This window comes from Streptomyces prunicolor NBRC 13075 (assembly GCF_000367365.1).
Classification (GTDB): Bacteria; Actinomycetota; Actinomycetes; order Streptomycetales; family Streptomycetaceae; genus Streptomyces; species Streptomyces prunicolor.
Map to the genome: position 1 here is coordinate 1 of NZ_BARF01000035.1, position 3,896 is coordinate 3,896.

The following is a 3,896-nucleotide window of genomic DNA, read 5'->3' on the forward strand; positions in this document are numbered from 1 at the left end:
AAACGCCGGACGGGCTGAGTGAAGCCGGCCCGAGTTCAGAATCAGAGTTAGCGGCCGGCTTCCTTCGACACCAGCGCGACCGCCTCGTCCACGTCGTCCGTCACGTGGAACAGCAGCAGGTCCTTCTCCGACGCCTTGCCCTGGGCGATGAGTGTGTTCTTCAGCCAGTCGACCAGGCCGCCCCAGTACTCGCTTCCGAAGAGGACGATCGGGAAGCGGGTGACCTTCTGGGTCTGTACGAGGGTGAGGGCCTCGAAGAGTTCGTCGAGGGTGCCGAGGCCGCCGGGGAGGACCACGAAGCCCTGGGCGTACTTGACGAACATCATCTTGCGGACGAAGAAGTAACGGAAGTTCAGCCCGATGTCGACGTACGCGTTGAGCCCTTGCTCGAAGGGCAGCTCGATGCCGAGGCCGACGGAGATGCCCTTGGCCTCCAGGGCGCCCTTGTTGGCCGCCTCCATGGCTCCGGGGCCGCCTCCGGTGATCACGGCCCACCCGGCCTCCACGAGGGCGTGTCCGAGCCGCACGCCCGCTTCGTACTCCGGTGAGTCCGGCTTGGTGCGGGCCGAGCCGAACACGCTGATCGCGGGCGGCAGTTCGGCCAGGGTGCCGAAGCCCTCGATGAACTCCGACTGGATCCGCAGGACGCGCCACGGGTCGGTGTGGACCCAGTCCGAGGGGCCGCCCGCGTCCAGGAGGCGCTGGTCGGTCGTGCTCGCGGTCACCTGATCGCGCCGCCGGAGGACCGGTCCCAGGCGCTGCTCCTCCGGTGGCTGCTGCTTGCCCTCGGGGTTGCCTGTAGCCATGTGCGCTCCCTCCACTTGCAGGTGTTTCGTACTTCAGCGTAGGTCTACGCGGGTTACGGAGGGGGGACATACGGATGTCAGGCGGTGAGCCAGTCCCGCAGCCGCCGCTCCGCCTCGGGGATCAGGGCCGCCTCGACCCGCTCGTCGACCTTGTGGGCGAGGAGTTGGGCGCCGGGTCCGTAGTTCACCGCGGGCACGCCGAGCGCGCTGAAGCGGGCCACGTCCGTCCAGCCGAACTTGGGGCGGGCCTCGCCGCCGACGGCCGCCATGAAGGCCGCCGCGGCCGGGTGGGTCAGGCCGGGGCGGGCCCCTCCGGTGTGGTCGTCGACGACGAACTCGTCGACCCCGCAGTCGGCGAAGTAGTCGCGCACGAAGGCCTCCGCCTCCTCTTCGCTACGGTCGGGCGCATAGCGGAAGTTGACAACAAGGGTGCACGCGTCGGGGATGACGTTCGTGGCCACTCCCCCCTCCACGCGTACCGCGTTGAGGCCCTCGTGGAACTGGAGGCCGTCCACCACGGGAGTACGGGGCTCGTACGCGGCGAGCTTGGCCAGCGCCCGCGAAGCCGCGTGGATCGCGTTGGAGCCCATCCACGCGCGCGCGGAGTGCGCTCGTTCACCCTTGAACTTCAGGAACACCCGGAGCGTGCCCTGGCAGCCGCCCTCGACCTGACCGTCCGTCGGCTCCAGGAGGACCGCGAAGTCGCCCTCCAGCCAGTCCGGATGGGCCTCGGAGACGTGCTTGAGGCCGTTGAGGTGGGCGGCGACCTCCTCGTTGTCGTAGAAGACGAAGGTGAGGTCGCGGTTGGGGGTCAACACCGTTGCCGCGATGCGGAGTTGGACCGCCACCCCGGACTTCATGTCGCAGGTGCCGCAGCCCCAAAGGACGCCGTTCCCGTCGAGGCGCGAGGGGACGTTGTCGGCGATCGGGACCGTGTCGATGTGGCCCGCCAGGACGACGCGTTCCGTACGGCCGAGGTTCGTGCGGGCGACGACGTTGTTGCCGTACCGGTCGACCGTCAGGTGCGGCAGGGCGCGCAGCGCGGTCTCGATCGCGTCCGCGAGGGGCTTCTCGTTGCCACTCTCCGAGGGGAAGTCGACGAGCTGCGCGGTGAGCCGTGCGGCGTCCAGCGTGAGGTCAAGTGCGGTGTCGGACATGGCGTCGACCCTAACCCGAGGGGCCTCTCCACCGTTTGTCCACACCCGACGCAGCGGTAACAGGAGCCTCCGCTACCTTGTGGGGATGCTGCAGTCCCCCACCCCCAAGAAGCGTCGACGCGGCCGCCTCTTCCGGTTCTCCTCGGCCCTCGTGGTGCTGCTCGCGGTCGCGGGCTATCTGGTCGTCCAGTACGTCACCGGCGGCCGGGGCGGGCCCGGTTGCAAGGTGGTCTCCGGGAAGGACGACGGCCAGGAGTACGAGTTCTCCCAGGAGCAGACGATGAACGCGGCGACGATCGCCGCCGTCGGCACCGGGCGCGGGATGCCGGAGCGGGCCGTGACGATCGCGCTCGCGACCGCCCTCCAGGAGTCGCAGCTCGTCAACATCCAGCACGGCGACCTGGATTCGCTCGGCCTGTTCCAGCAGCGGCCCTCGCAGGGCTGGGGCACCAAGAAGGAGATCCTCGACCCGACGTACGCGGCGGGCGTCTTCTACGAGCACCTCTCCAAGGTGGACGACTACCAGCAGCTCCCCCTCACCGTCGCCGCGCAGCGCGTGCAGCGCAGCGGCTACCCGGAGGCGTACGCCAAGCACGAGCCCGAGGCCACGCTGCTGTCCGCCGCCCTCACGGGCCAGGCGGCCGCCACGCTGACCTGTCAGGGCCTCCCCGACTCCACACAGACGGCCGTCGGCCCGGACGCCGTACGGGCCGCGCTGGTACGGGACTTCGGGCGCACGGTGCTGAAGGAGACCGGCGCGGAGGTGACCGCGAGCGGCTCGGCGTCGAAGGGCACGTCCAAGGCGAAGGCCGAGTCCACGCCCGCGCCCAGCGCGAGTGCGAGCGGCGGGAGCAGCACGGTGACCCTGCCGGTGCGGACCGGCAGCACGAAGACCGGCTGGCAGCTCGCGCACTGGGCGGTGGCCAACTCCTCGGAGCTGCACATCGAGCGCGTGTCCTACGCCGGTCGCGAATGGGCCGCCGGCAGCGCGGACGACCCGTGGCACTCGACCGCCACGAAGGCCTCCGGCGGAGTGCGGATAGTGACCTCGCAGCAGGGCGTGGAGAAGTAGCCGCGAGGCAGTGGCCGGGCAGTCGTACGGGTCGTCACCCGTAGGGGTTACGGGTGGTCGTTCCGGGTCCGGGTGCGCTCCGGTCGTCGGGCCGTCACCCTCACATGCGCCGGAACCCTTGAGAACAAAGGGCTGTACGTATTTGACAGACTTTCAGACCAGGCGCTCTTTGTCCGTTTTTATCCGTAGCTGATTATGCGACGCATTGCCAACTCTTTACGTTGCCGCTCCGCAACCTTCGCGCGCTTCGAGCGGTAGTCACTGCGTCCGAGCCCGGAGATCAACACAAGGAGCATCATGTCCCTCCCCCTGACCCGCCGGATCGCCCGTGCCGCGCTGCTCGTCGCAGCGGGAGCGGCAGCCGGGGTCGGTGCGGCCGGCTCCGCCAGTGCGGCCCCCTCCCTGTCGGCCACCCCGAACCTGGGCGCGCTGACCGCCCTGGACGGGGCGAGCGTCGGCAACACGGTCGACGGCGCGAGCCAGAACGTCACGGGGGTCGCCGGCAAGTCCGGTGGCCAGGCCCTGGAGAAGGCGGTGCCGGCCGCCGGGAAGACCGGCGGGAAGGTTGCCAAGACGGTGGCGCCGGCTGCGCAGCATGTTGCCGGGGACACGGCTGGGCAGGCCGGGGGTCTGCTTGGTGAGACTGCGAAGACGGCGACGGCGGGTGGCGGGTTGCCTACGGACGCCGTCACCAAGGGTGGGCTGCCCACGGCTCAGGAGCTGCCGTTGAAGGGGCTTCCGCTCGGCTAGTTCGGCCGCGTTTTAGCGTGCCTGCGTTGAAGGGGTCCAGGGAGTTCCCTGGACCCCTTTTTGCGTTGTTCGTCGGCTGACCGTCGGTGGGGGCTGGTCGCGCCCACGCGG

Annotated in this window: 4 protein-coding genes; 2 read left to right on the plus strand and 2 right to left on the minus strand. The window is 69.8% G+C overall.

All coding sequences use genetic code 11. The features are described from left to right. Positions 1–47: 47 nt before the first annotated feature. Positions 48–806 (minus strand): LOG family protein, encoded by a 759-nt coding sequence (locus tag SPR02S_RS16995; protein WP_019058183.1) that lies wholly within the window; start codon positions 804–806, stop codon positions 48–50. A 77-nt stretch (positions 807–883) separates the two neighbouring features. Continuing rightward, positions 884–1,963 carry a succinyl-diaminopimelate desuccinylase gene (gene dapE, locus SPR02S_RS17000; RefSeq protein ID WP_019058184.1) on the minus strand — a complete coding sequence of 360 codons (1,080 nt, stop codon included), beginning with the start codon at positions 1,961–1,963 and terminating at the stop codon, positions 884–886. 85 nt (positions 1,964–2,048) lie between these two features. On the opposite strand from dapE, the gene SPR02S_RS17005 reads away from it, so the two are divergent. Together SPR02S_RS17005 and SPR02S_RS17010 are read left to right on the plus strand one after the other, a co-directional pair. Further along, complete coding sequence (locus tag SPR02S_RS17005) at positions 2,049–3,035, plus strand: hypothetical protein (protein WP_019058185.1); 987 nt, start codon at positions 2,049–2,051, stop codon at positions 3,033–3,035. Between the two features lie 297 nt (positions 3,036–3,332). Further along, a complete protein-coding gene (locus SPR02S_RS17010; protein WP_019058186.1) occupies positions 3,333–3,785 on the plus strand; it encodes a hypothetical protein in 453 nt (150 codons plus the stop codon). The last annotated feature ends 111 nt before the right edge of the window (positions 3,786–3,896 follow it).